General features: G+C 45.0%; 24 protein-coding genes and 1 pseudogene. 7 read left to right on the plus strand and 18 right to left on the minus strand.

Annotated elements, in window-relative coordinates; translation table 11 throughout:
* Positions 1-17: 17 nt before the first annotated feature.
* The 6 genes from pilB to LO777_RS07975 all read right to left on the minus strand — a co-directional run bounded on the left by pilB (position 18) and on the right by LO777_RS07975 (position 8,080).
* Positions 18-2,264 (minus strand): type IV-A pilus assembly ATPase PilB, encoded by a 2,247-nt coding sequence (pilB, locus tag LO777_RS07950; protein WP_228856979.1) that lies wholly within the window; start codon positions 2,262-2,264, stop codon positions 18-20.
* Between the two features lie 702 nt (positions 2,265-2,966).
* Positions 2,967-3,893, minus strand: coding sequence for an FAD-dependent thymidylate synthase (locus tag LO777_RS07955; protein WP_228856980.1), 927 nt, complete (start codon positions 3,891-3,893; stop codon positions 2,967-2,969).
* A 2-nt stretch (positions 3,894-3,895) separates the two neighbouring features.
* Positions 3,896-5,080, minus strand: coding sequence for a cysteine desulfurase NifS (gene nifS / locus LO777_RS07960; protein WP_228856981.1), 1,185 nt, complete (start codon positions 5,078-5,080; stop codon positions 3,896-3,898).
* Positions 5,080-5,916: a Fe-S cluster assembly protein NifU gene (nifU, locus tag LO777_RS07965; RefSeq protein WP_228856982.1), complete on the minus strand. Its 837-nt coding sequence runs from the start codon at positions 5,914-5,916 to the stop codon at positions 5,080-5,082. Before nifU ends, nifS begins: the two co-directional genes overlap by 1 nt.
* 199 nt (positions 5,917-6,115) lie before the next feature.
* Complete coding sequence (locus LO777_RS07970) at positions 6,116-7,870, minus strand: phosphohexomutase domain-containing protein (protein ID WP_228856983.1); 1,755 nt, start codon at positions 7,868-7,870, stop codon at positions 6,116-6,118.
* A 15-nt stretch (positions 7,871-7,885) separates the two neighbouring features.
* Positions 7,886-8,080 (minus strand): Trm112 family protein, encoded by a 195-nt coding sequence (locus LO777_RS07975; RefSeq protein ID WP_228856984.1) that lies wholly within the window; start codon positions 8,078-8,080, stop codon positions 7,886-7,888.
* 147 nt (positions 8,081-8,227) lie between these two features.
* Here LO777_RS07975 and LO777_RS07980 point away from each other — a divergent pair.
* Positions 8,228-9,007: pseudogene (locus tag LO777_RS07980) on the plus strand (NAD(+)/NADH kinase); the annotation flags it as partial.
* A 75-nt stretch (positions 9,008-9,082) separates the two neighbouring features.
* Here LO777_RS07980 and LO777_RS07985 read toward each other — a convergent pair.
* Together LO777_RS07985 and LO777_RS07990 are read right to left on the minus strand one after the other, a co-directional pair.
* A complete protein-coding gene (locus LO777_RS07985) occupies positions 9,083-10,477 on the minus strand; it encodes a sigma-54-dependent transcriptional regulator (RefSeq protein WP_329955684.1) in 1,395 nt (464 codons plus the stop codon).
* Between the two features lie 86 nt (positions 10,478-10,563).
* Positions 10,564-11,406, minus strand: coding sequence for a PHP domain-containing protein (locus LO777_RS07990; RefSeq protein WP_228856985.1), 843 nt, complete (start codon positions 11,404-11,406; stop codon positions 10,564-10,566).
* A 70-nt stretch (positions 11,407-11,476) separates the two neighbouring features.
* On the opposite strand from LO777_RS07990, the gene LO777_RS07995 reads away from it, so the two are divergent.
* The 3 genes from LO777_RS07995 to LO777_RS08005 all read left to right on the plus strand — a co-directional run bounded on the left by LO777_RS07995 (position 11,477) and on the right by LO777_RS08005 (position 13,935).
* Positions 11,477-12,217: a hypothetical protein gene (locus LO777_RS07995; RefSeq protein WP_228856986.1), complete on the plus strand. Its 741-nt coding sequence runs from the start codon at positions 11,477-11,479 to the stop codon at positions 12,215-12,217.
* A 110-nt stretch (positions 12,218-12,327) separates the two neighbouring features.
* Positions 12,328-13,023 carry a FlgO family outer membrane protein gene (locus LO777_RS08000; RefSeq protein ID WP_228856987.1) on the plus strand — a complete coding sequence of 232 codons (696 nt, stop codon included), beginning with the start codon at positions 12,328-12,330 and terminating at the stop codon, positions 13,021-13,023.
* Positions 13,024-13,104: 81 nt separating this feature from the next.
* Positions 13,105-13,935 carry an SDR family oxidoreductase gene (locus LO777_RS08005; RefSeq protein ID WP_228856988.1) on the plus strand — a complete coding sequence of 277 codons (831 nt, stop codon included), beginning with the start codon at positions 13,105-13,107 and terminating at the stop codon, positions 13,933-13,935.
* A gap of 47 nt (positions 13,936-13,982) precedes the next feature.
* On the opposite strand, the gene LO777_RS08010 is transcribed toward LO777_RS08005, so the two are convergent.
* The 3 genes from LO777_RS08010 to LO777_RS08020 all read right to left on the minus strand — a co-directional run bounded on the left by LO777_RS08010 (position 13,983) and on the right by LO777_RS08020 (position 16,272).
* Positions 13,983-14,681, minus strand: coding sequence for a DVU0298 family protein (locus LO777_RS08010; RefSeq protein WP_228856989.1), 699 nt, complete (start codon positions 14,679-14,681; stop codon positions 13,983-13,985).
* A gap of 28 nt (positions 14,682-14,709) precedes the next feature.
* A complete protein-coding gene (locus LO777_RS08015) occupies positions 14,710-15,825 on the minus strand; it encodes a DUF4388 domain-containing protein (RefSeq protein WP_228856990.1) in 1,116 nt (371 codons plus the stop codon).
* 117 nt (positions 15,826-15,942) lie between these two features.
* Positions 15,943-16,272, minus strand: a complete 330-nt coding sequence (locus tag LO777_RS08020) for a hypothetical protein (RefSeq protein ID WP_228856991.1) — start codon at positions 16,270-16,272, stop codon at positions 15,943-15,945.
* 207 nt (positions 16,273-16,479) lie between these two features.
* Between LO777_RS08020 and LO777_RS08025 the strand changes: the two genes are divergently transcribed.
* From LO777_RS08025 to LO777_RS08035, 3 genes are all read left to right on the plus strand, one after another.
* Positions 16,480-17,637, plus strand: coding sequence for an MFS transporter (locus tag LO777_RS08025; RefSeq protein ID WP_228856992.1), 1,158 nt, complete (start codon positions 16,480-16,482; stop codon positions 17,635-17,637).
* Between the two features lie 133 nt (positions 17,638-17,770).
* Complete coding sequence (locus tag LO777_RS08030) at positions 17,771-18,697, plus strand: nitrous oxide-stimulated promoter family protein (RefSeq protein ID WP_228856993.1); 927 nt, start codon at positions 17,771-17,773, stop codon at positions 18,695-18,697.
* 28 nt (positions 18,698-18,725) lie between these two features.
* Complete coding sequence (locus tag LO777_RS08035; protein ID WP_228856994.1) at positions 18,726-19,622, plus strand: TIGR01777 family oxidoreductase; 897 nt, start codon at positions 18,726-18,728, stop codon at positions 19,620-19,622.
* A 47-nt stretch (positions 19,623-19,669) separates the two neighbouring features.
* Here LO777_RS08035 and LO777_RS08040 read toward each other — a convergent pair whose 3' ends face one another.
* The 7 genes from LO777_RS08040 to LO777_RS08070 form a co-directional block, all read right to left on the minus strand.
* Complete coding sequence (locus tag LO777_RS08040) at positions 19,670-20,557, minus strand: phosphoribosylaminoimidazolesuccinocarboxamide synthase (protein WP_228856995.1); 888 nt, start codon at positions 20,555-20,557, stop codon at positions 19,670-19,672.
* A 16-nt stretch (positions 20,558-20,573) separates the two neighbouring features.
* Positions 20,574-21,245: a DUF3108 domain-containing protein gene (locus tag LO777_RS08045; RefSeq protein ID WP_228856996.1), complete on the minus strand. Its 672-nt coding sequence runs from the start codon at positions 21,243-21,245 to the stop codon at positions 20,574-20,576.
* Complete coding sequence (locus LO777_RS08050) at positions 21,230-21,427, minus strand: hypothetical protein (RefSeq protein ID WP_228856997.1); 198 nt, start codon at positions 21,425-21,427, stop codon at positions 21,230-21,232. The genes LO777_RS08045 and LO777_RS08050 overlap by 16 nt, the downstream gene beginning before the upstream one ends.
* Before the next feature lie 9 nt (positions 21,428-21,436).
* Complete coding sequence (locus LO777_RS08055; RefSeq protein ID WP_228856998.1) at positions 21,437-22,315, minus strand: UbiA-like polyprenyltransferase; 879 nt, start codon at positions 22,313-22,315, stop codon at positions 21,437-21,439.
* Complete coding sequence (locus LO777_RS08060) at positions 22,294-22,875, minus strand: UbiX family flavin prenyltransferase (protein ID WP_268907532.1); 582 nt, start codon at positions 22,873-22,875, stop codon at positions 22,294-22,296. Before LO777_RS08060 ends, LO777_RS08055 begins: the two co-directional genes overlap by 22 nt.
* A gap of 53 nt (positions 22,876-22,928) precedes the next feature.
* Positions 22,929-23,777 carry a menaquinone biosynthetic enzyme MqnA/MqnD family protein gene (locus LO777_RS08065; protein WP_228857000.1) on the minus strand — a complete coding sequence of 283 codons (849 nt, stop codon included), beginning with the start codon at positions 23,775-23,777 and terminating at the stop codon, positions 22,929-22,931.
* 174 nt (positions 23,778-23,951) lie between these two features.
* Positions 23,952-25,232 (minus strand): amidohydrolase family protein, encoded by a 1,281-nt coding sequence (locus LO777_RS08070; protein ID WP_228857001.1) that lies wholly within the window; start codon positions 25,230-25,232, stop codon positions 23,952-23,954.

Genomic DNA, 25,232 nt, shown 5'->3' on the forward strand with positions numbered 1-25,232 from the left:
GCCTGTTTATACATAAACTATCTTCTTTTCTGCCCTGGAGCCGGCACACCACCGCTTCTTCTGCCTCCACCAGCCAATTTGACAATTATCTGATTGGATTTCTGCAGGCGAACGGTCATTGTCTTGAAGAGATGATTGGTGACATCCGGGTATTTCTCTATAATTTCATCTATTTTATCCCCGGGAAATCGTTTTACCGTACACCTTCCCTGGGACACAATGGAAGCTGTTCTATGTTCACCTGTGATTGCTGCCATTTCCCCGAAATATTCACCGGGTTCCGTCAATTCGGCAATTTTTTTACCTCCCTTTATGACGGTGAGAGAGCCCCGAATCAGTTTGAAGAAATCGATATCAGTATTACCTTCCCGAATAATAACATCCCCATCCTCATATTGTTCCTGATCCGGATTGACCAGATAGGCCGGCAGACTTTCCTTGTGAGCGACAGTTCGTCTCAGCGCTTCGTCTACACTGGTAATTCCTTCTCTTACCTTCTGCAAAGCTGCATCCCTGAGCGGTGTCATTCCCTCCTGGACTGCAATTTTCCTTAACTGGTCTTCTGGTACTTCGGCATTAATTGCCTTGGCCACTTCATCGGTAACCTCCATCAGCTCAAAAAAACCGACACGCCCCCTGTAACCGAGACCATTGCACTCTGAACACCCTCCAGGACCATAGATCACGACCGTATCAACCTCGTCCTCATGAAATCCCATGGACAACAGCTCATTTCTGTCATATTTGACCACTTTTTTACAGTCCGGACACAATCGTCGTCCCAGTCGCTGGGACAGTACCATGGTAACGGAGGAGGCCAGCATATAGGCTGGAATACCGATGTCCACCAGACGACCAATCGTTGCAGCACTGTCATTGGTATGCAGGGTTGAAAAAACAAGATGACCGGTCATGGCTGCTTTGATGGCGATTTCAGCGGTGTCCATGTCTCGTATCTCACCGACCATGATAATATCCGGATCCTGTCGCAGAAATGCCTTCAGGGCTGCCGCAAAAGTCATTCCGACTTCAGTGTTGACGTTTACCTGATTTATTCCCTTGAAGTTGAATTCCACAGGATCCTCTGCCGTGAGGATTTTAATATCTTCACTGTTCATGGAATTCAAGGCGGAATAGAGGGTAACCGTCTTACCCGAACCTGTAGGGCCGGTTACCAGAAGCAGACCCTGGGGCCTGTTGAGGCACCGTTTCAGCATTTCAAAGGTTTTTACCTCAAATCCCAGCTGAGTCAGATCAACATTCAGGGAACCTTTGTCAAGAATACGCAATACGACGGATTCGCCGAAAAGAGTTGGAAGAGAGGAAACTCGAAAATCAACAGAACGATTACGCCCCATTCTCATTTTGATACGCCCATCCTGGGGAACGCGCCGCTCGGTAATGTCAAGCCCAGCGAGGATTTTCATCCTGGCAACCAGTGCATTTTTGATGGTCAACGGCAGGTTCATGGTTTTAAAAAGAGATCCGTCTTTCCTGTACCTGACCTGCATGTTCTTTTCATACGGTTCTATATGGATATCAGAAACCCCTTCCTGGACGGCCTTTACGAGTATACCATTTACAAGTTTGATAATAGGTGCATCAGAAGCAGCGTACTGATCGGCGATATCCTCTTCCTCATCACCCTCAATCTCAAAATCATCAGCGGCTTCGGCAACAATGGACCCGAAATCATCCACCTGGGTAATATCCAGATCTTCCTCCGCCTCCTCCTGCTCCCCGAAAAAGGATCTGGCCTCCTCATCATCGATTCCATAATATTTCCGGAAGGCTTCAACAATATCCTCTTCTGTGGAAACACAGACGGAAAGCTCCTTGTGAATCAGATCCTGCAATTCTTCCACTGCCGTCACATCGGACGGTTCAGCCATTGTTATCTGTAGAGTATTACCGGCAATTCTCAGGGGGAATGCCATATACTCCTTTGCCTTTTCATAGGGAAGGAGGTTTACAGCATCTTTGGATGGTGGTTCCTTTTTAATGACGACAGCCGGGTAATTGTGCTGCCTGCTTAAAAATGTAAAAACAGTATCATTATCGATGTACTCAAGCTGCCTGAGAATGGCACCCAGCCGACCTCCGTTTTTCTGCAGATGTTTTTTAGCTGTTTCCAGCTGACTGGGGGTGATATAGCCGGCCTTACTGAGAAGTTCACCTATTTTCAATTTCCCTGCTCCGGACTGATCCTTCACAGTCCTGCGCATTGATGATTTTCTCATTACCTTGGTTCGTTGCAAAGCCATAGCGTTTTACCTGAAAAATTCAATTAACACCCCACAAAGGGGTATAAGTGCCTTGAAAATAAACCTAATCATCTAATTTCAAAAAACCTTCCCTGATTTCTTGTTTTTTATGACAGAAATTCAGGAGTAAGGCACTCAATCCAACTCACTGTCTCTGATATACAGGAAGTTTCCCCAAACAACTGAATCCAGAGCAGTTTCATAATAAAGTTCTTTTGTTTCTCTGCTGAAGATATAACCCGAATTCCTCATGACCACCGTGCTAATATTTATATGATTTTATACATTCACAACTGTCAGCCAGGTAAGCACAGACTCCAAAACATATTTTCTTTACATCGCCTGAACTGAGAAGAATTGCGAGCTGAAGTATCAACACCTTAATACAATATCATCTGGACCCATGAATTACCAGTCTTGCCGAATAGATATCGTCACAATTATATCGGATAATCTAAAAATGAATAAGAGTTATTTCCAGATTTGTATATTTTTTATGCTTATTTTTCAACATATTGAGAGAGAATAATAGAAATTCCGTATTGTTTCCTGAAACAAAAAAATCTTCTCCTTTCACAGACAGTTGAAAGAGAGAAGATTTTCGTAAGTGATCTGTTTTTGTGTGGATAAAAACCCAGAGGTACAAATCCTGTGACCGGTTACAGATTTTCAGGTTCCCGGAAAATTACTGCAAGTTTACCCTCATATCATAGGATATCTCCTGGAAAATTCTTCTGCCAGAGGAACAATTATTTCTCGCATGGACGGCTCTGCTGCCTGGGATGTTCGCAATTTGAAAATATGCTGCCATTCAACCAGATTACAGTATACTATGATTTCAGTCTTACAGGAGTTCGGCAGAACAGTTCTGGCGGCCTGGGGTGAAGAAGTTTCAAGCAGTTTTAAATATTTCTCTTCCGTCAGTTCCATTGCTTCTTTCCAGACCTCGTACTCTTTGCTTCCCTCTTTATAAAACATCGGTTTTATAAAGGTCACCTGACCATCGAATTTATCCTGGCTGTATCGGCAGTACCTCTGACTTTCCTGAAGAAAGGAACAGGGTCGATGGCGAACCAGTTCATGAGTTACTGCCCTGTTGACGATAAATTTCACACCGACATACCGGTGTCGCATAAGAAGATCATCAGCAAGCTCATCGACCTGTGCCAGGCTCATTTTTTCAATCTTCAGTGGGGAATCACTATCAACAGCTGCATCAGCATCATATACGTCTTCAAAAAGAAATGGTTCTTTTGCAGCCAGCAGAGAAACCATTCCAGCTATCAGCCTGTTCTCCGGATAGTTGACATAGAGTTCCCTGAAACTTCGAATTGAGCCTGTGACAAGCAGACCACCCTCTGTCCTGTCAACGACAAGGTATTTGGGTTGACAGGCAAAAAAATCTGCTACAAGATCGTCACCGCAGAAGAGTTTCAGGGTCACCACTGCAGTTTCAAGTACGGAATTATGACCATGTTTTGCAATTTTTGTTACAAAAGGAACAGCTGAATCCTCCGTAATAAGATCTTCACTTTTGTAACAAATACGACCACATGCTTCCAATCTGACAGCCAGTGAACTTCTGTCAAGATCATCCTGAATCTCAAAATAAGGCTCAATTATTTTCATTTTCAGTTCCCTTTCCAAAATGGAGACATTTTTCTTAACGACTCTATTATAGCGGGCATTTTTTCCACTATATAATCAACTTCCTCGTCAGTATTATAGATGCTGAGAGAAAAGCGTATTGAACCATGAGCAGCTGTAAAAGGGACTCCCATTGCCCGAAGCACATGTGACGGTTCCAGGGAACCGGAAGTGCAGGCAGAACCGGAGGAGGCACAGATATTATAGCGATTCATATGGAGAAGAATTGCCTCTCCCTCCACATATTCAAAACTGATATTGGTTGTATTTGGCAGTCTTGCCGTCTTATGACCGTTCAGACGTGAGTTCGGGATTCTGCTGAGCAGCTCTTTTTCCAACCTGTCCCTCAGCTTTTTCACCTTGGTGTTTTCCTCGTCCATTTTTTCAGCAGCCAGTTCGCAGGCTCTGCCAAGACCAACAATGGAAGCTACATTCTCTGTTCCACCGCGCCGACCGCTTTCCTGGTGACCGCCGGTGAGAAAAGGGACAAAAAGTGTCCCACGTTTCACATAGAGAACACCAATACCTTTCGGGGCATGGAGTTTATGCCCTGACAGAGAGAGAAAGTCTATATCAAGTTCTTTCAGGTTAATCGGTATCTTACCCACTGCCTGCACAGCATCAGTATGAAAGAGAATGCCTCTGGCCCTGGCCATCGTGGCCATTTTTTCAACAGGATAAATATTACCGGTTTCATTATTAGCCCACATCACTGACACAATTGCTGTATCATCAGTCAATGCAGCCTCATATTCGGCCATATCAACCATTCCCTCTTCATCAACCTTCAGGCGGGTCACCTTGTATTTATGGCCTGTCAGTGTCTCAAGGTTTTCACACAGGCTCTTGACAGCCGGGTGCTCGACCCTGGTTGTCACCACATGTCTTTTTTCCGGGAATGTCCTCAATGCCGAAAGAATTGCCGTGGAATCACTTTCCGTTCCACAACTGGTGAACGTGATCTCTTCCGGCTGTGCTCCCAGCAGATCGGCAATCTTACTCCGGGCCTCTACAACAGCCTGTCCCACCTGACCACCAAAGGTATGCATGCTGGACGGGTTACCGTACAACTCCTTCAGATACGGTAACATGGCATCAACAACTTCCGGAGCAACCTTGGTTGTTGCATTATTATCCATATAGACAATTTTATCATTCGTCTCTGCCATTACTCTTCTTCCTCCACAATGAGAGTGTCCAGTACCAGCTCCCTCAGTTTCTTTTCAACATATTCCTTGATAGTTGTCTGCGACTTTTTGCAGCTCTTGCATGCTCCCCGTAATGATACAGTTACAAAGTCACCATCCACATCAATCAACTCAAGATCTCCTCCGTCCTTTCTGAGACCCGGCTTGATTTCCCGTTCGAGAACCTCTTCTATTTTTTTGATCTTCTGTAATGCCGTCATTTTCCTGGTTTTGGTCCCGGTGGCAGCGGCCTCCACTTTCTCACCTACGGTTTTTCGCAGAATTTCTCTTAACTTATCCTCACACTTGCCACAACCACCTCCGGCTTTTGTGAAATTTGTAATTTCTTCCACAGAGCGAAGGTTCGATTCATTTATCGCCCTGATGACCTCAAGATCCGTCACACCAAAACACTCGCAGACGACTTCTCCTTCCGCCATGGGCAGGATCATGCCACGATAATCAGCAATGGCAGCTTCCAGAGCTTCACGTCCCATGACCGAACAGTGCATTTTTTCCTTAGGCAGGCCACCGAGAGCATTGGCAATATCCTCATTAGTAACCTTGGAAGCCTCTTCCACCGACATACCGATAACCATTTCAGTTAACACTGAAGATGATGCGATAGCACTTGCACATCCGAAGGTTTTGAATTTGGCATCTGTAATTATTTCGTTCTCATCTATTTTTAAAGTCAGCTTCAATGCATCACCACAGGCAAGTGAACCCACATCACCTGTACCATCAGCATTTTCAAGTTCACCGACATTTTGAGGGTTCAGAAAATGGTGTTGAACCTTATCAGTATATTCCCACATAAATCTCTCCCGAAACTATTATAACTTTATCTGAAAATCCTGCCTCGACTAGTATTTCTGCCGCAGTCCGATCTTCATTTGCTTTCTGCCGCCGAGCCATTTGTTCCAGCCTTGCTGGCTTATTTTTCTGCTACAAGCTGACAATAATACCTGAAAAGCAAAATGCAACCACATTGTAGCCCTGTTAACAGCAGGATATCTACAATAAACCGATTTCTTCCAGCATTTTCCCGGCTGTCTGAACAAGATCGCTGGTTCCGCTATCCGTTCGTGATTCGACATAAAACCGCACCTTCGGTTCCGTTCCCGATGGCCGTATCATTAACCAGGAACCGTCATCAAAAATCATCTTACGACCGTCTATTGTAATAACATCTACAATTTGCCTGGTGCGGCTGCCAACTGAAACAGAACTTCCCACAGAGTATTTCTCAAGCCCCTTGAGAAGATTCAACAGCTCCTCTCCCTGTACACTGACCGCAATTCCATCACGTGCCGGGAAATAGCTACCGTACTCCTGCTCAAGATCCTGCAGATATTCTCCAAGATTTTTCCCCGTTGTCAACATCATTTCCAACGCCAGAAATAAACCAATATAGGCATCTTTTTCCGGAGTATGACCAATTATTGTAATACCGTCCGATTCCTCAAAACAGACCAGTGCTTTACCGATGACAGATTTAAAATTCTTAAACCCAACCGCAGGTTCAAAGACCTCCTCCCCAAGAATATCGGCTATCCGGTTTGCAAAATTCGATGTGGCAACCGTTTTGGCAACAATCCCCTTTTTCCCTTTATATTCGTGAAGAAAATGGAAGGCCATGGCACCGAACTGGTTCATACTGATCTCGAAATTTCCATCTGTAAAACGTATCCTGTCACCATCTGGATCGATAATACAACCAAGCCTGAATAATTCCTTTTTTTCCCGAAGCAGGTTAAACACTCCACGCATATTGGCAGAAGAAGGTTCCGGAGCTACTCCCCCGAATGTAACATCACTGTCCTCTCTCAGTACGGTGAGCGACTCCTTGGAAGTATTTTCAAAAAGCTCCCTTATATGAAGACGACTGGCACCATGTACACAGTCAACGGCAACGGCAACATCCTTTTTCTGCAAAAACCTGGTTACACATTTTTTCAGGTCCAGACCATGAACAGTACTGTTCCTCTGCACCATTTTCTTCCATAACCCCAGGGAATCAATGCATGTGACAGTATCCAAATCTATCTGCGCATGTATCTCATCTCCATTCCTGTAGAATGCAGAATCATCTTTTAAAATAATTCTGCTGGAGTTTTCTGTAATTCTCTCTGTCAGTAGAGGTGCTGCAGGACCGGCATCCGCACCGTTAAACTTATAGCCCCCATATTCAAGAGGATTATGTGAAGGAGTCAGATTAATGGAAAAGGCTGCATCACATTCAAGAACTGCAGCAGAAAGAACTCCTGTTGTGGACTCGCCCGCATAATAGATTGTGAACCCGGCACCAGCCAGGATATGCATTACACAGCCGGCAAGGTATTCACCTCCGAACCGGTTATCAAAACCAACGACACACCCACGCTTCAAGGCTTCAGAAAAACTGCTGACCCCAAGAAATGGAATAAACTCTTTTTCCCTGTCAACAGCTTGGAAAAGCTCAACTATGGCCGCGGTAACGCAGCAGACGGAATGTGCAAACACATCTTTTCCAAGCCGTCCACGCCACCCGGATGTCCCAAATTTTATTGTTTCTGCCGGGCTATTCCTGTTTTCCCTGATTTCCTGCGCCAGCAGGTCATAGGCCAGCTTTATCGGCTCCTCCCACCTCTCTCCCTCACTGTTTTTATTGGCAACAAGCTTTTTGATAAGGGTTAAATAATCACTTGCAACATGGTCTCCAGTGACGATATATTGTTCAAACAATTCCCTGGCATGAGGCGGAATTCTCTGTTTTTGTGGTTTTGACATAAGAACCTTTTCCCTTTAATCCTGCTCAATGGTTTTTGCCTCATCAATCAGCATGATCGGAATACCATCCCGTATTTCATAGAGGAGTTTACATTTTTCACACAAAATGCCTTCGTCCTCCTGTAATTTTACAGCACCCTTGCATTTGGGGCATGCGAGAATTTCCAGTAAATCCTTGTTGATTGTTTCCATAATATCCTGTCTATTCATAACAACCCGGTAAAAATGGTAAATTGCGGGGCTGCAGCTTAATATTGTTGTCTCTTTCCGACCAATCTGCTATGTACCAGAGTCCGGGCCCCGGCATCTGTTCCAAAAGGAATACTGTATCCGAAAATCGTTTGCAATAAGAAAGGTATGTCTTCACATCAACCATTTAAAACAGAAACCAGATTGGCTCTTCATCGGGTCGGAATCATAACCAAGAAAAATGATACTCCGGCACGGGACTATGCCTTAACCCTTACAACCTGGCTTGAAAAGAAACAAATCAGTGTAACGGTCAACCAGATTACACCAATTCTTGATCTTATAATTGTCCTTGGTGGAGATGGCACTCTGCTTCATATTGCGGAACAGGCCGCCAGATATTCTATTCCCGTGCTCGGTATAAACCTTGGTCATCTCGGATTTCTCACGGAATTGACGGAAAATGAAACAGTTGATGCCCTCGAACACATCCTCTGTCATACGGTTATAATAGAAAACAGGCTCATGCTCAAATCAAGGCTTATCCGAAATGATATTGCGGAAAAATACAGATTCGCCCTCAACGAGGTGGTAGTCAACAAACAGGTCAACGACAGACTGCTCAACCTGTCAGCAACAGCGGATGGAGATTATATCGCCACCTACAGGGCGGACGGCCTGATTTTTTCTTCACCAACCGGCTCAACCGCCTACAATCTTTCTGCGGGTGGCCCGCTCGTCCATCCTGAACTTGCTACCATCCTTGTCACCCCCATATGTCCCTTTATGCTTGGATCAAGACCCATCATACTTCCTGCGTCCAAGGTCATCCGCACACGTTTCGATGCCAGGAACGATGGTGAAAACGCCCAGGTGATCATTGATGGACAACCCGTGTGGGCCATGAAAAACAACGACATTCTGGAAATTGAAACAGCAGAACACCCCCTGAAACTGATAGTCTCCTCAAAACGAAACTATTTTACCATCCTCAGAAACAAGTTGAACTGGGGTAACCCCGGTTTATTTCTTCTTTTTTATACCGTACTTTTTCATTTTGTATTGAAGCAGACTCTTGGTAATGCCCAGTTTTTCTGCAGCCCGTGCCTGAATATTTTCGGTCTCCGCAAGGGCTCTCTTCAGCATCTTTTCCTCAATGGTGTAAAGCACTTCATTCAATGTCAGTTCATCAGGGATAAGCTGATTGATATCAACATCTTTTTCCCAGGCCGATTTTTTCTCCATGTAGAGGCTGTCCGGCTGCACATCTTCCGCTTCAATCACGTCTCCGCTGCAGAGAATGGCCGCCCGTTCGATGGTATTTTCAAGCTCTCGGATATTACCCTCCCAGGGGAGTTTCATCAACAGGGCCATTGCAGAGGGGGATATTTTCAACTCTGATCTGTTTAAGGATTTTTTGAATCTTTCCATAAAAAACTCCACCAGAAGTTTCATATCATCCATCCGCTCCCTGAGAGCAGGGAGATTGACCGGGATGACATTCAGGCGATAAAACAGATCTTCACGGAACCGACCTGAAGCAACTTCTTCCCGGAGATCCCTGTTTGAAGCACTGAGGATACGTACATCGACTTCCAGGGTTTTCCCCCCACCAACCCTTTCAAATTTCCTTTCCTGAAGTACCCTGAGAAGTTTTGACTGCAGTGGCAGTGGAATTTCGCCCACTTCATCAAGAAAAAGTGTCCCCCGGTGTGCCAGTTCGAACCGACCTTTGCGCATGGCCACCGCTCCAGTGAAAGCACCCTTCTCGTGCCCGAACAACTCACTTTCCAGAAGACCCTCGGAGAGAGCCGCACAGTTTACGGCAATAAAAGGTTCGGCCTCCCTGGGGCTGTGCATATGAATTGCCTTTGCCACCAATTCCTTGCCGGTGCCGCTTTCACCTGTGATGAGTACGGAGGCGTCGGTAGGAGCTACCTTTTCAATCAGTTTGTATACAGCAAGCATTTTGGGATTTTTACCAACCATACCACCAAACCCTGCCCGTCCCCTTATCTCATCACGGAGACGCGTATTTTCGCGAAGAATGGAATAGTGATGCGCTGCTTTACGCAGGTTGACAATAAGCTCATCATTGGAAAACGGTTTTGCCAGATAACTGAATGCACCAGCCTGCATCGCTTCAACCGCTCTGTCCACTTCGGCAAATGCAGTGACTACAATGACGGGCAGATTGGGCCGTTTCTCCTTGATTTTCAGCATGAACTGCAATCCGTTCATTCCGGGCATCTGCATGTCTGTCACAACGACATCAAGATCAACGTCCTGAACAATTCCCAACCCCTCTTCACCGCCTGAACCTGTAAAAACCTCAAACCCCTCGTCCCGCAGCAACTCAGAAAGAACAACAAGATAATTCGGTTCATCATCAACAATAAGAATTGAATGCATACTCATATCTACTTATCAAAGGTTATAAAAATTCTGGTTTTTTCCGTTAGTGTGAATCCATAACGACTGTATACTGCTCTGTGAACAGCGGTTCACCGATCCAGAATCCTTTTTTTCAATCCAGCCAGTACACTGGAGGGAACAGTTACATTTTTTCCACCTGCCAGGGTTGTACCGGGCCGCATATCTCCATGGTAGTCACTCCCACCACTGACCACCAGACTGTATCGCTCAACAAACTGTAAAAGGGTGGCTCGATTTTTTTTTGAATGGGTCGGATAGTACAGCTCCAGACCATCCAGCCCCTGGTCAACAAGCTTGCCGATGACAGAATTCAATTCCAGCCCCTTTTTGACAAGCTGCATGGGATGGGCAAGAACAGCAACCCCACCGGCCTGATGAATTAAATTCAGCACTTCGTCTGCGGAAAAAACAAACCGTCGGACATAGGCACAGCCATCATCACCAAGATACCTGCCGAATGCCTCATCAATATTCGCCACCAGTCCCTTGTTTATCAGAACCTTTGCAATATGAGGCCTTCCGGTCTGGCCGATTTGTGAAACATCCGCAATTTCTTCTTCCTGGAGATGGATTCCTTGTTTCTCAAGAAGCTGTAGAATTTTTCTGTTCCTCTCGATCCTTGCCTTCTGCAACCTTTCAATTGCCCCAAGAAAAACTTCATTTTGCATATCAAAGAGGTATCCGAGGATATGAACAGTTGTTTTACCGTATATGGCACTGATTTCAATTCCGGAAATGACTTCCAGATCAAGCTTTCGACCCAACCGGACAGCCTCTCTTACACCATCCACCGTGTCGTGATCCGTCAGCGCAACCGCCTCCAACCCCTTTTTCTTCGCATAAACAAGTAATTCCTCCGGACTCATTGTACCATCTGAATACCTGGAGTGTATATGTAGATCTATGGACATATTTTTCTTTACTTTTCCCTTTTTTGTCCGATAAAGTGTTCATACAGTCTACACTCACCCGGAGAATTATATGCACTTTTGGCACGTTATTCTAATTTCGGTTCTGCTGTTTGCCGGTTGTTCCTCAAGAATTCCAGAACCCGTCGATTATCCTTACTCCCAGCAGCAAAAAATGCAGTCTTCCCAACACTGGGAAATTCTGGCCAGGGATCTTGCAAACAGAATCAACAACCAGCTGATCATTACCGACAATATCCAGAGCGCCGTCTATGTTGAACCCACCTGCGGTGACGAATCAACGCCCTGTGCCCCAAACGAAACAAGCAGCTTCAATGAAGCATTCCGTGACCTGCTCATAACCAATCTTTTTGACTATGGTATCCCAACCCGTAATCAAATGAAAGAGGATACTATTTCCATACAATATAAGGTACAGATTGTAAGGCACAACAGTGACAGGACCAGAACACTTCAACCGGGTGTGCTGACAGCAATTTCCTCCGCTATTGTTGTCCTCAGAAATGCACCGAGCAACCTGGTTTTGCTCGCTTCAGGAGTTGCAGCAGACATTGCCAATACTACTTTCACTACAAATGGTCACTATGAGATCATCATAACGACATCAATGGTTAAAGATGAAAAATACCTGTTCAGAGCATCAGATATTTACTATATAAACGATGAAGATTTCTACCATTACCAGGAATCGAACGGTCTGAAGACAAAAATAATCCCTTTTTCCGGCACCACAAGGGAGCACAAACCTGAAACAGTCACCCCTGAAAACAGTTTAAACAAAAAAGAGACCTGATTACGTATCAAAACCCTGTATGACACTTATGAGCTTGGAGATATGCATGTTTTACCGGGCATATCTCCAGCAAGGCTGGTTTTCATGGGCCATCGGAAAAAAGATAATCAATGTTTAAAAAAACTCAGATCAGCATGGAACATATAAGAGCCTGTTTCATCAATTCAGGCAGTCACCTCTGCAAACACTGGTTCTTTGTTTCCCTGACACTGTTTTCTCTTATTTCTTTTATTACAGGCTGTTCTTCTTTTAATGGCACACCTCTTGAAAAATACCTTGGTGCCGACACCAACCTCATTACCTTTTCCTATACCATTGCCGATAATCTTGTTCAGCGGGCAAATCCTCCACTGGTCCCTCACCATCCGGATATGCCGGTTCTTGTCACGACTGTTGTGGATAACAATAATCTCAAAAGAACATCCAGATTCGGCAGAATTCTCCAGGAACATATTGCCTCGAGATTCGTGCAGCGGGGATACACCGTAAAAGAAATAAAACTTGCCTCCACTCTGAAGATAATACCCGGCTCAGGTGAAACTATTCTCACCAGAAATCTATCCCTCCTGGAGGGGAGTAGCAGTGCTCAGGCCATCTTTGTCGGAACATTTTCGTACACCCAAACAACCATGTATATATCAGTGCGGCTCATTAATCCCGTCAACAACAATATCATCGCTACAGACGACTACCAGCTTCCCATGGATGACAATATTCTCGCCATGTTTGGTCTCCAGCGCCTTGATAGTCAGGATGACATGATTGAAGAACCCCCAAGACCTTTTTTAAATTCCGTTTTCAACTGATTTTTTCCCGTTAAAAACTCAGCACAACAGTTCTTTCATCGGCTGAGTTTCATACAATAAATTTATTAATTACATAGACCAATGCGACTGCAAAATAAATATGCGCTTATTCCGGGTGCTTCACGACCGATAGGCCGGGCTGTGGCAAGAAAATTTGCCAAAGAAGGGGCCTTTCTCTTTTTGCCATATTATGACTGGCCGGATTCCACCCGCGAAATGGAAGAAGAATTTACTTCCGCCGGTTATTCATTTTTCTCCTGCCAGGTTGATCTGCGAAACATAAAAGAGGTGAAAAAACTCGTTTCAGAAATAAAAAAGAGAACAGCCACACTCGATTTTCTCATCAATAACATCGAAAGGGGTGGAATGCCGGTCGTCCACGGTAGTTATGACCGCCCCCACAACAGTAATCAATGGGATACTGAGGTTGACACAACGCTTAAGGCAAAATGGCTGCTCTATCATCATTGCCTTCCACTTCTCCAGCACAGTTCATGTGGTTCTGTCCTCAATATCTCCTCAATAGCCGCCATAACCGGAAGAAGCGGGCCTGGAGGTCTTTTTTTTAATGACGGTTACAGTGCAGCTAATCATGCAATCGGTTCGTTAACCAAAACATGGGCCAGGGAGTTGAGTCCGAGGGGAAGAGTGAACGAACTGATGCTAGGACTAGTCGAATCCCGCCATGGGCCGGGTACACGAGGATGGCAGGTATTGACGGAAGAGGAGCAAAACAACCTGAGAGAACATATTCTCCTTAATCGTTTCGGTACTCCTGAAGAAGTGGCTGAATTGGCTTTTTTTCTGGCAGTGGAAGCAACGTATTTAACCGGAACAATAATACCCATGGATGGTGGTTTTTCCCTGGGAGGAGATTCGATTCAGCCAATGCCTGAAGGAGTTCTTTCCTGACAGAACAGGTATACCTCCCATCCAGCAGGTATTTCATAGATAGTCAGCTACGAGGATGTGTCTGTTTCTTCCAGCAATTTTTTAAGAGAAACATTTTCAAATCGCCCATTTCTATACAGTCTGATTGATTCAGTACTATTTTTCAACAGCCCCCTTTTCTTAATTCTATCTCCACATCCAAGAAGCCCAAGCGTCCATATTGCAAGAGCCACAACATGCGGATCCGTGGATTCAAGATATGGCGTGACATCATCAACTATTTTTTTTCGCGCCATTTCCTCCCCATGCAACTGACACAGTCTGGCAACCCCCCAGAGCAATCCCCGCTGCAACATAGGCAACTCCAGATAATTCCCGTCCTGGTGAAGCTCTTTACCGTCCTTCCTCATGTAGGATATCAGCATATGAAGATACTCATCTCTCAGGAGAGGGGAGTAACACATGATTTCCGCCATTGCTTCCGGGCATCCCCAACCGATCCCTCCGGATTCATCATTTAAGCTCCAGAGAAAACGTCTCATCACAACCCTGGCCTCTTCCGGATCCTCCTCTGCCAGACGGGGCACAATCCTGCCGAAACAGTGGACACTGTTCCACCGTACCTGTTCGTCAGGGTGGCAGAGAGCCAGAAAAAGATAGTGGATAAGGATGTAAGCAGGTACTTCTTCTGAAAATCGAAAAATTTCTTCCGGACTCCCATGAGCAAGCAACGAAAAAACCAATGCTTTCAGCTTTCTTCTTCCCATTAATAACCTTCCACCACACCTGAAACCGTCATTCTTCCAGGAGATTATTCATTCTTCCGTAACCGGTTACCCGGTATCTCTTGTCATCCAGCTGTTTCATCCCTTCCATGAGCATGGCCATGAACCCACCGATTACATCCAGTTTTTCCTCTTTTTCCGACAAACCCTGGCTGAACTTGAACCGCCCATTATCAATGGATAAAATCTCGTAAAAAGCATCTTTTCCTTCGTGTTCATTCAGTTCAGCATGAACAAGTTCACCTTCATTGAAAAGGATTACAGCCCGTTTTTCTTCATATTCAAGATATAACCGACCTGTTTTCTGGTTGGAATTAATCATCTGACAGAGTTCCACCGGTGAAATATCAGACAATTGTCCCACCATCCCGGATGACAGCTCCTCCGCACGCTGGAGATTCATCTTGGTAATTCTGCTCACCAGTAATTTGTAGAAAAATACCTGAAGTGCTGGAAATCTGACAAGAATATGTCTGAAATTCTTATGGTTCATAACCGCAATTTTACATGGTTCGGCGGCCATGATTGTCGTAGTGACTCTTTCCCCGGAGAGCAGGCTCATTTCTCCGAAAACTTCACCCTTTTCCAGTTCGGCAAGGGTGACTCCATGGTCATCAATTACTTCTGCCTTTCCGGAAATAATAATAAACAGACGATTTCCCGGGTCCCCCTTCTGGGTTATCGGAAACTGCCAGGGATATTCAGTCAGTTCAAGCAGAGTTGCGAGATCAAGCAGGTCATCATCAGACAACGTTGAAAACAATTCAATACTGCGCAGTAGCCCTGCGAAATGTGATACTTCCCTGATCTTCTCCCTTCTTTCAGTTGCGACAAGAAGTTTCATCTGCAGAGTTGCAAAACCCTTTTCCTTTTTATATTCAAAACGAATAATGCCGGTACAGCCACCACATTCAAATTTGTTTTTTTCAATACCGCTCTGACTGAATTTTTCATAACTCTCACCCTCTGAAGCTATTTCAATCAGTTCCCTGGCCAGGGTCAGACATGTGGCTTTTCCTGCGGGCATGGTCAGGTTCCCTTCACTGACATCCAGTTCTTCTCCCACATTATATAAGGGGCAATGACGTTCTTCAGTAATTATGAATATGCCGTTTCTAAACTGCATGACTCACCTGGTACACAACATGATTAACCTGAAAATACCACGTTCTCTTTCCTTCGGATTGATGAGTATTTACCAAAACTTGAAAAATTTATAATTTTCAAGTCTGCCTGGTGAGAGTCAGTCAGATCGCCCAAACAGGAGATAAATTATAAATCCGAGAACAACAGCTCCCCCGAAAATTACGGGTAAAATTTTGTCAATCTGGATCACCCCGTTGACCAGCAGGGAATTCATATACGGTGTTCCTGAAAACCACCAGACCGCAGTTAAAACGGAAAGGATAATAATATCCTTCCATTTCTGTTTATACAGGTTGTAGAGAATAAACGAGCCAAAAGGAACAATAAACCAGGGATTGGTAAACAGGGCGACAATATCGACATTCTTTATCTGTTCCTGGAGATGTGTTGACTCAAGCCATTTTACAAAAGTATCTATGAATTCCATCTTTTTCTTTTTTCTACTGTATTAAGTAAATGTAATGATTAGTATACCGTATGTAAAAGATTACCCTTTAACAACGGACTTACCCGGAAGAATTTTGGTAAAAACAAGCATCGTGATACCATCGCCCGACTGTCCAGACAGGCATTCATGCTTATTATAGCATATGCTGTCTTTTTTGTCTGCCGACACCGCTGAATTGGAAGATAAATGAATAATATTGTACAACATATCACAAACAGGCCCATGTATCTGTATATCCTGCTCCTCAGCATGTGTGCAACAGGAGGGCTTCAGGCCGCACGGATCCTTTTTGATAATTTTGCCGTCCATGTTGTGCATCTCAATGGTAACCACATCGGCATGATTCAATCAATAAGAGAGATTCCCGGTTTTTTGTCTCTTTTTGTAATTTATATTCTTTTTATCATCAAAGAACACCGGCTCGCCTCCGTTTCTGTACTCATTCTGGGAGCCGGCATTGCACTTACAGGTTTTTTCCCGACTTATTACGGCCTGATCTTCACTACCCTTATTATGAGTTTCGGGTTCCACTATTTTGAAACAACTAATCAATCCCTTACATTACAATATTTTGACAAAGACGAAGCTCCTCTTGTTTTCGGTAGATTACGCTCTCTTTCATCCGCATGCAACATCAGTATCAGTATCTTTTTTCTGGTCATAGGCCCTTTTTTCAGCTTCAACAGCCTCTATCTTTTTTTCGGTCTGACCATCATGATTCTTGCTCTTTCCACCTGGAGGCTTCACCCGGAAAAGAAAAATATTGTTCCCCAGCAAAGAAAAATGATTTTCAAAAAAAAATACTGGCTTTTTTATCTCCTCACATTTCTCGCTGGAGCACGACGTCAAATTTTTACCGCCTTTGCTGTGTTTCTTCTTGTTAAAAAATTTGATTTCAGTATCCAGGAAATCGCAATTTTGTTTCTGATCAACAATCTTGTGAATTATTTCCTCAGTCCTCTGATCGGCAGAAGTATCGTCAGGTATGGTGAGCAGAAAATTCTTTCTGTTGAGTATTTCGCCCTCCTCTTTGTATTCTGCGGTTATGCTCTGGTCTCTGATAAATACCTGGCTGGACTCCTGTACATTTTAGATCATGTCTTTTTTAACTTTTCCATTGCCATTCGGACTTTTTTTCAGAAAATCGCAAACCCCGAAGATATCGCGCCAAGTATGGCCGTTGGTTTTACCATCAATCATATTGCCGCCGTTGTTCTTCCCGCGATTGGTGGGTTGTTGTGGCTGATAGATTACAGGATTCCTTTCCTGGCAGGGGCACTGCTCAGCTTTGTATCCCTTCTATCGGTTCAATCAATTCCAGCTCAACTGAAGCAAACAACTTAACGCCCCACAAGGAAGTATAAGTACCTTGGAATTAAACCTGACCATGTAATTAAAAAACACCTTCCCTGGTTTCTTGTTTTTTACGACAGGAATTCAGGAGTAAAGCACTAAACTCAATTTCGCACTTCTGAAAATGAAAAAACAACAATCATTACTCAAAGTCTCAAACTGCGAGAAAACAGACTGCCGCTCAAAAAGCTCTCATATTAAAAAAAATATTGTCCTTATCGGTATGCCCGGTTCCGGTAAAAGTACTGCAGGCGTGATCCTGGCCAAAATACTCGGGATGCATTTTCTCGATACGGATATCCTGATCCAGGCTGACCAGCAGAGAACATTACAGGATATAGTTGATCAAGACGGACATATGTCCCTGAGGGAAATTGAAGAAAAAGTGTTGCTTGAAATCAACGTTGAGAACCATGTTATTGCAACTGGTGGCAGTGCGGCCTACAGCCACGCCGCGATGACTCACCTTCAGAAAGACGGTATAATCATTTTTCTCCACGCTGACCTCAACGCGTTGAAAAGACGTATAAAAAACTATGAAACCCGGGGTCTTGCCAAACGCAGGGGTCAGAGCCTGGAGGACCTGTTCCATGAGCGGTTAACGCTATACCGGCGCTATGCTGATATTACAATAGAGAATTCATTTATCAGCCAGGAACAGGTCTGTGAACAGATTGTTTCGGCTATTGTGGACGGACAGCAACAACAGCTTTCCCCAAGGCTCAGAAGGGAACATGAAACCATCCAGGCGATGGTAGAAATTTATTGCAGAAAACACCATCAATCTGAAAAAAAAGAGGTCTGCAATGATTGTGCAAAGCTCATCAAATATGCCAGGAAGAAACTCGAAAAATGCCCTTTTCAGGAAAATAAATCAACCTGTGGAAAATGCACTATCCACTGCTATAAAAAGGACATGAAAGAAAAAGTGATTGCCATCATGCGATATTCCGGTCCGAAAATGATCAGGAAACACCCTGTAATGGCTTTCCGACACTTTCTGGACTCGAGAAAACCGGCACCACAACTCAAAAAAAGTGCGAAAAAATAAAATAACACAAATAAATCCGGTGAGCAATATGACTAAAACACTGATAACCGGTTGTTCAGGATTGATAGGCAGCGCCCTAGTGGAACATCTTTTCAACAGTGGACATTCCATCCAGTGCCTGCAACGCAATAAGAATTCAAAAAACAACGGGTTCTGGAAAACAGCCAGGCTCCAGACCAGCCATAAAACTCCTTTTGATACGGTTATTCATCTTGCCGGGGAAAATGTCGCCCAGGGACGTTGGAGTAAGGTCAAAAAAGAAAAAATTCTTCAAAGCAGGGTCAGCGGAACAAGAGAACTGGTGGACTATATTTCCCACCTCCCCCAAAAACCCAGTACCTTTCTCTGCGCTTCCGCAGCAGGGTATTACGGAAACCGGGGTGCAGAAATAGTCGATGAAAAAAGCAGTCCGGGTGAAGGCTTTCTCGCCGAGGTCTGCCGAGAATGGGAAAAGGAAACAGAACGTCTGCCGGCCATGGGCATCAGGGTCGTCAACCTCAGGTTCGGCATGGTCCTGAGTCCGGATGGTGGCGCACTGCACAAGGTGGTGCCACCGTTTCGCGCCGGACTGGGCGGGGTCATCGGCAATGGAGAGCAATATATCAGCTGGATCAGCATTCGTGATATCTGTGAAATTGTCTCCTTTATCCTGGCCAGACCCCATATCAGAGGTCCTGTCAATGTGGTCAGCCCTGTCCAGACTACCAACAGAGAATTGTCAAAGACCTTGGGAAAAATTCTTGATAAACCGGTTATCTTTCGCATTCCTGCTTTTGCTGCCAGAATAATCTTTGGCCGGATGGCCGATGAAATGCTTCTCACCTCCACCAGAGTCACCCCGGCAATGCTGCTGAAAGAAGGATATGCATTCCGGGATCAATCACTGGAAACTGTACTCAGGTTCTGCACGGGAAAAGAACTCTGAGGACCTGAAAAAATAGAGTCCAGGTCCTGAGTGGTGATCCGCGTAAATCAGCTTACGATTTTTCTGACAGCCTCTTCATATCGTACCCTTGTTTTTTCTATTATTTCCCGGGGCAGTGGCGGTGCCGGAGCCTTTTTGTTCCAATCAAGACTGCTGAGGTAATCCCGCAGAAACTGTTTATCAAAACTTGGTTGGGGTTTTCCTAGCTCATACTTGTCTTCAGGCCAGAATCGGGAAGAGTCAGGTGTCAGAACTTCATCAATGAGGATCAGTTTCCCGTCAATTTCCCCCAGTTCAAATTTAGTATCAGCAATAATTATTCCCTTTGTTCCTGCAAATTCAGACGCTCTTTCATACAGAGCTATGCTGATATCAGCGATCTGCCGGGCCCGCTCTTCCCCGACGATTTCAGCCATTTGATCCAGGGATATGTTTTCATCATGATCCCCGATTTCCGCTTTGGTTGAGGGTGTAAAAAGAGGTTGAGAGAATTTTTCCGATTCTTTCATTCCTGTCGGTAATTCAAAACCACAAACAGTAGTATTTTTCTGGTACGCTTTCCAGAATGAACCGGAAATATACCCGCGAACAATACACTCGATAGTGAGGGGACGGGTTCTGCGCACCAGCATGGAACGGTCCTGCAGCTGCTCCCTGTACTGATGGCATATTTCCGGATATTCATCAACCACGGCACTGATGAGATGATTGTCGACGATATCACCAAGCAGCTTGAACCAGAAAAGCGAGAGTTCTGTTAAAACTGCACCTTTGCCGGGAATGGCATCCTCCATCACCACATCATAGGCAGAGATCCTGTCTGTAGCCACCATCAGCAGTTTGTCTCCGTGACCCGGAATACTGTACATATCACGTACTTTTCCCCTGTGCACCAGCTCCAGTTCCGGAAAACGAGTTGTTGTTACTGTAACCATCTGTATCTACTCCATTCTATCTTTTTTTTTTCACCTGCTTGTATCGGCTGCAGGCAGAATTTTCATATCCAACCAGCTCGGCGGTCAGTGAGCCTATGACGATCTTTGAATTGATAAGAACCGGAACACGGCACTCATCATCACTGTACCAGATAACCGTATCACCTTTTTTATCATACAACCCCTTGAACGTCATAACCGGCATGACTTCCAGAGCCTGAACCGGGCCGATAACAGTTTTCTTTAATTGTTTCTTTGTGATTGTATTGACAACAACCTCAACTCTTTTTTTATCGGCAAAAGTCGGTACAATAATCTGTTCTCCAACAACAAGATTCATTAAACGACTGTTAAAAAAGGAGGAGAATTCATTATTGACAATGCCCTTTACGTTGTACTCTCCTTCGGGTTTTTCATTCTTCCATAACTGGATCAGTCCACTCTGCTGATCATACTCGGTTATCCTGTGGGCTTTGTAACTGTATCCTTCATCCTGCCATACTTCGTATTTGAAAGGCAGTCTCCTCATCCCCCTCACCCAGGTGATATGAGTGTCATTTATCGGGTACACCCAGTGAACGGCTCCGCCTTTTGTGGAAATCTTCGCCTTTATTGTATAGACATCCCTTTCTTCTGGAGCTTTGCCTATCTCAAGCCGCAGTTCACCAATTTTTATCCCCCGGTCCACGAAACGTCATAATCAAGAACCTCGCGGTCTGGATACCCATAAGGAATCAGGTTACGGTCAATTTTCCCAAGTGGTATTGTCTCGGTTTTCTCGTGCTCCTTCCCTGTTTCTCCAATTACAGCCTGCCCTTCAACAGCGAAGAAACAGAAAAGGACAACCATAAAAAAAGACATTAATTTCATCAACAGGTCCTACCCGTCCAGGGTCATGAGAGAAAGCCAGGTCGCCGCAAACAGGGTCACACTTATAAATCCGTTCATGGAAAAAAAAGAAGCATGAATCCTGGAAAGATCCCCCGGTCGCACCAGCATATGCTGATACAGGAGCGCACCGGCAGTAAGAACCAGGCCAACGTAGTACCAGATGTTCAATCCAGCCTGGTATCCGGTGAGAGCAAAAAAGAAAAATGCAAAAACATGGAAAAGGGAGGCAAGCCTGAAGGCATTTTTTCTGCCGATCCGTGCCGGAAGAGAGTAAAGCCCGCGATCTCGATCAAAATCCGCATCAAGACACCCGTATATTGTATCAAAACCGGCAACCCAGAACAGCACTCCCAGGGACAGCACCCAGGGATAACCGGTAAAGCTTCCGCTTATGCCAACCCATCCTCCCAGGGGAGAAAAAGCAAGGGCCACGCCCAGTACAAGGTGACAGAGTGAAGTAAACCGCTTGGTATAGGAATAAAACAGGGTTGAAAAAAGAGCCAGTGGAGAGAGCTGCAGGGTCAGTGTATTCAGCCTGGAACAGGCAAGAAAGAAGATGAAAGCAGCTAAGATTACCATCACCCATGCCTCTTTCAGGTTTACCTCTCCAGTGGGCAGTGCTCTTGTACTCGTCCGGGGGTTCTCACCATCAAAACGTCTGTCGACGATCCGGTTGAATCCCATGGCACAGGTTCGTGCACCAACCATTGCCACAATGATCCACAACAGAGCAGTGTATTGTGGAAACCCGCCGGATGCCAGAAAGGCACCGATACAGGCAAAAGGAAGAGCAAAGATGGAGAGTTTAAACTTTATCATCTCCAGAAGAACTGAAATTCTCTCAATTAACCGTTGGTGTCTTTCCATCGTTTTCTATCGTGTATTTCTATATCCAGCTGGTCCGCCAACCGCCAGGCATAGCTTAAAGCTGCTTCTTCCAGGGTAGCGGGTTTCAGGTAAAAGCTCGGCATTACCGGACAGATTATTCCTCCGGCATCATTCACCGCAAGCATATTCTGCAAATGAGTGCGATTAAATGGTGTCTCCCTCACGGAAAGCACAAGTTTGCGGCGCTCTTTCAATGTTACGTCGGCCGCCCTGTGGATGAGATTCATGCTCAGACCACCGGCAATGGCCGCCAGGGTCCCCATTGTGCACGGCAAAATAACCATGGCGTGATAATCCGAAGAACCGGAGGACGGGGCTGCATTGAAATCATCGATATCATACCATTTTGTGATCACCGGCAAGGCTGAAGGTGTTATTTCAAGCTCCGTCTGTAATACATCCTGCCCGGAAACGGAAATAACTGCGTGAAGTTCAACGGAAGCGGAACGCATTGTCTCAAGGAACGCTTTGACAAAAAACATTCCGCTCGCTCCGGTTATTCCTAAAAGGATTTTTCGTTTTCCGGTTTTAAAACCCATATTTTTGCTTTCCTGGAACCACAACGGTTATTCAGAATAAAGCCGGCCCGCGCTCAAAAAAGATTTGAATATATTTTCAACGGCAGGCAATTTTTGACGATATCCCCCCGCCTGATAAGGAACTCGAAATACGTTGTCAGAGCCTTCTGTTTCAGATCACCCAGATCATATTCAATACCCTGCAGGTATTCATAACAACTGGACACAGGCATCGGAATTCGGGAAGCCGTGATTTCACATACTTCTTTCAATGCTGTCTTCCCCTCATCCCTGCAACGGATAAATTCACGGTGAATCTCATCCAGTACTTCCTGGTGCTCAAAACAGAATTCCTCCCGTACCGCACAGACGGCAAAAACAAATGGTAATCCCGTTTCCCGTTTCCAGATATCACCCAGATCAAATTGGTACAGATAAGTCGATTCAGCAACCAGCCTCAGAGCGTCATCCCCGATTGCAAGTATAGCTTTAAACTCATCACCCACCTCGCCTGTTACATCACCGAAGGTATATGAAGGAGTGACACCATTGAATTCTTCAAAAATTAATTTCACCAGGCCCACTGAAGTTTCAGACTGAGAAGTCAATAAAACAGGTGCCCTGTCAAGCTGGTCAAGAGGTACATGGGAAAAAAGGAACACAGAACCGACGGGTCCGTTGGCACTGATTGAAAGACCTGACAGAATTTTGTACTTTTCCGGATGTGCCCCGTATTCAAAACTGGAAATAAAGCCGAGATCAAGCTCTCCATTTGCCAGTTTCCTGTTCAACCGGGTCGGTGCAGCCTCGACAATCTCCCATTCCTCCCTGACAACGGACTGCTTCCAGGTTTCATGGATTGGTGCCGTATTGATATAATCCACCATACCAATTCTTGCTGTAATCTTCTTTGATGCATTCATAAAAACTGATCCTTAACTTTTACCTGAGTACGTGACGGTTTTACGTTTTTATTTGAATATACATTCCCGATAACATTTTATGATTACACCTGAACCTTGCCCTTCAACATGATTGCTGTTCCGCATCTCCGACGGGACATCAAAGAATCCAAACCTGCCAATTGCGTGAATTTTTCAGACAATCCAGGAAATTTCGGCAGGTCTTCCCCCCGAAACTAACTCTTTTACCACTTCGTAACCATCTCTGCACTGTCTAAGTTCCGGAGAAGAGACCTGCAACAGTTTTACAAGGCGACCTGGCTCAATTATGCCAACCTGATCCTCATATCCCGGAATCATGACACCCCTGGTTGCCATATGAAGAATCTCCGCAGCGTGCAATTCCTCATACATTTCATGCAGAAGTCGCATTTCCTCCCAGAGATCAACTTTCGTATTGGAGGCAAACGAGTCAGTACCAAGGACAAGCGGTATTCCCGCACGGACCATTTCCACCACCGGTGGTCGCCCCACATCGAGAAACCGGTTGCTTCCCGGACAAAGACAGACAATGGCCCCCCTTCTTCTGATAAGATCAATATCGTTTTCGGAGATATGGACACAATGTACAAGAAGGGTCCTCTCATCAAGAACATCGAGATAATCCAGGTATTCTATTACACTTGAAAATTTTCCTGCAGAGAAGTCAAGTGTGCCGTCCAGGCGGCCAAGTTGTTCAAGAAATGATCTGAACTCACCCTTGCCCGTTCTTACAAATTCAACCTCACTCTTTGACTCGGCCGTGTGAATAGAAAAAAGATGATTCTGTTCAAGACTGCGCTTTTTGAGCAGCTGTATTATTCTTGGAGATGTTGAATAAACAGCATGGGCCGTTGCGGGATTTATCCTGTTCTTGTTTTTATTTTTGTTCTTATGATTTTCTATCAGGGTAAAGAGGTCAGCTTCAATTTCTTTTGTTGGAGCGATATATTCCACCAGTCGTAGAAGAAACGGACTTTGTCCCTCCATCTGTTTCCCGTGCAGATCCGGAACAATCGTATTTCCGGTATCTACTACTGCTCCTACTCCGGAGTTATACAGGTCACGGAGAACAGTTGAAAAAGCAGTACCATATTCCTCCTGGCCTGCTTCTCCTTTCTCCCCACGTTTTTTGATGAGTGCGCTTATCCAATCGGTAAATTTCCCATATTTACCCGGCTCCATTTTCCCTTTCAACCATGACAGTTCGAGATGAGTGTGACAATTAACCAGGCCAGGCATCAAAACTGCACGGCAATAGAGCTCAATTCCGTCCGAAAACTGTTTCAGCAGAGTACATCGGGGACCAACGGCAAGAATTCTGCCCTTTTCCACGACCACGGCCCCATCAGCTATCACCTCTCCTGAAACCGGAACAACCCAGTCTGAAGAAAAAATTTGTAACTGGTCACAGGATTCGTAACTCTGTGTTTTCAT

It is taken from the genome of Desulfomarina profundi (assembly GCF_019703855.1).
In the GTDB taxonomy this organism is placed as follows: domain Bacteria; phylum Desulfobacterota; class Desulfobulbia; order Desulfobulbales; family Desulfocapsaceae; genus Desulfomarina; species Desulfomarina profundi.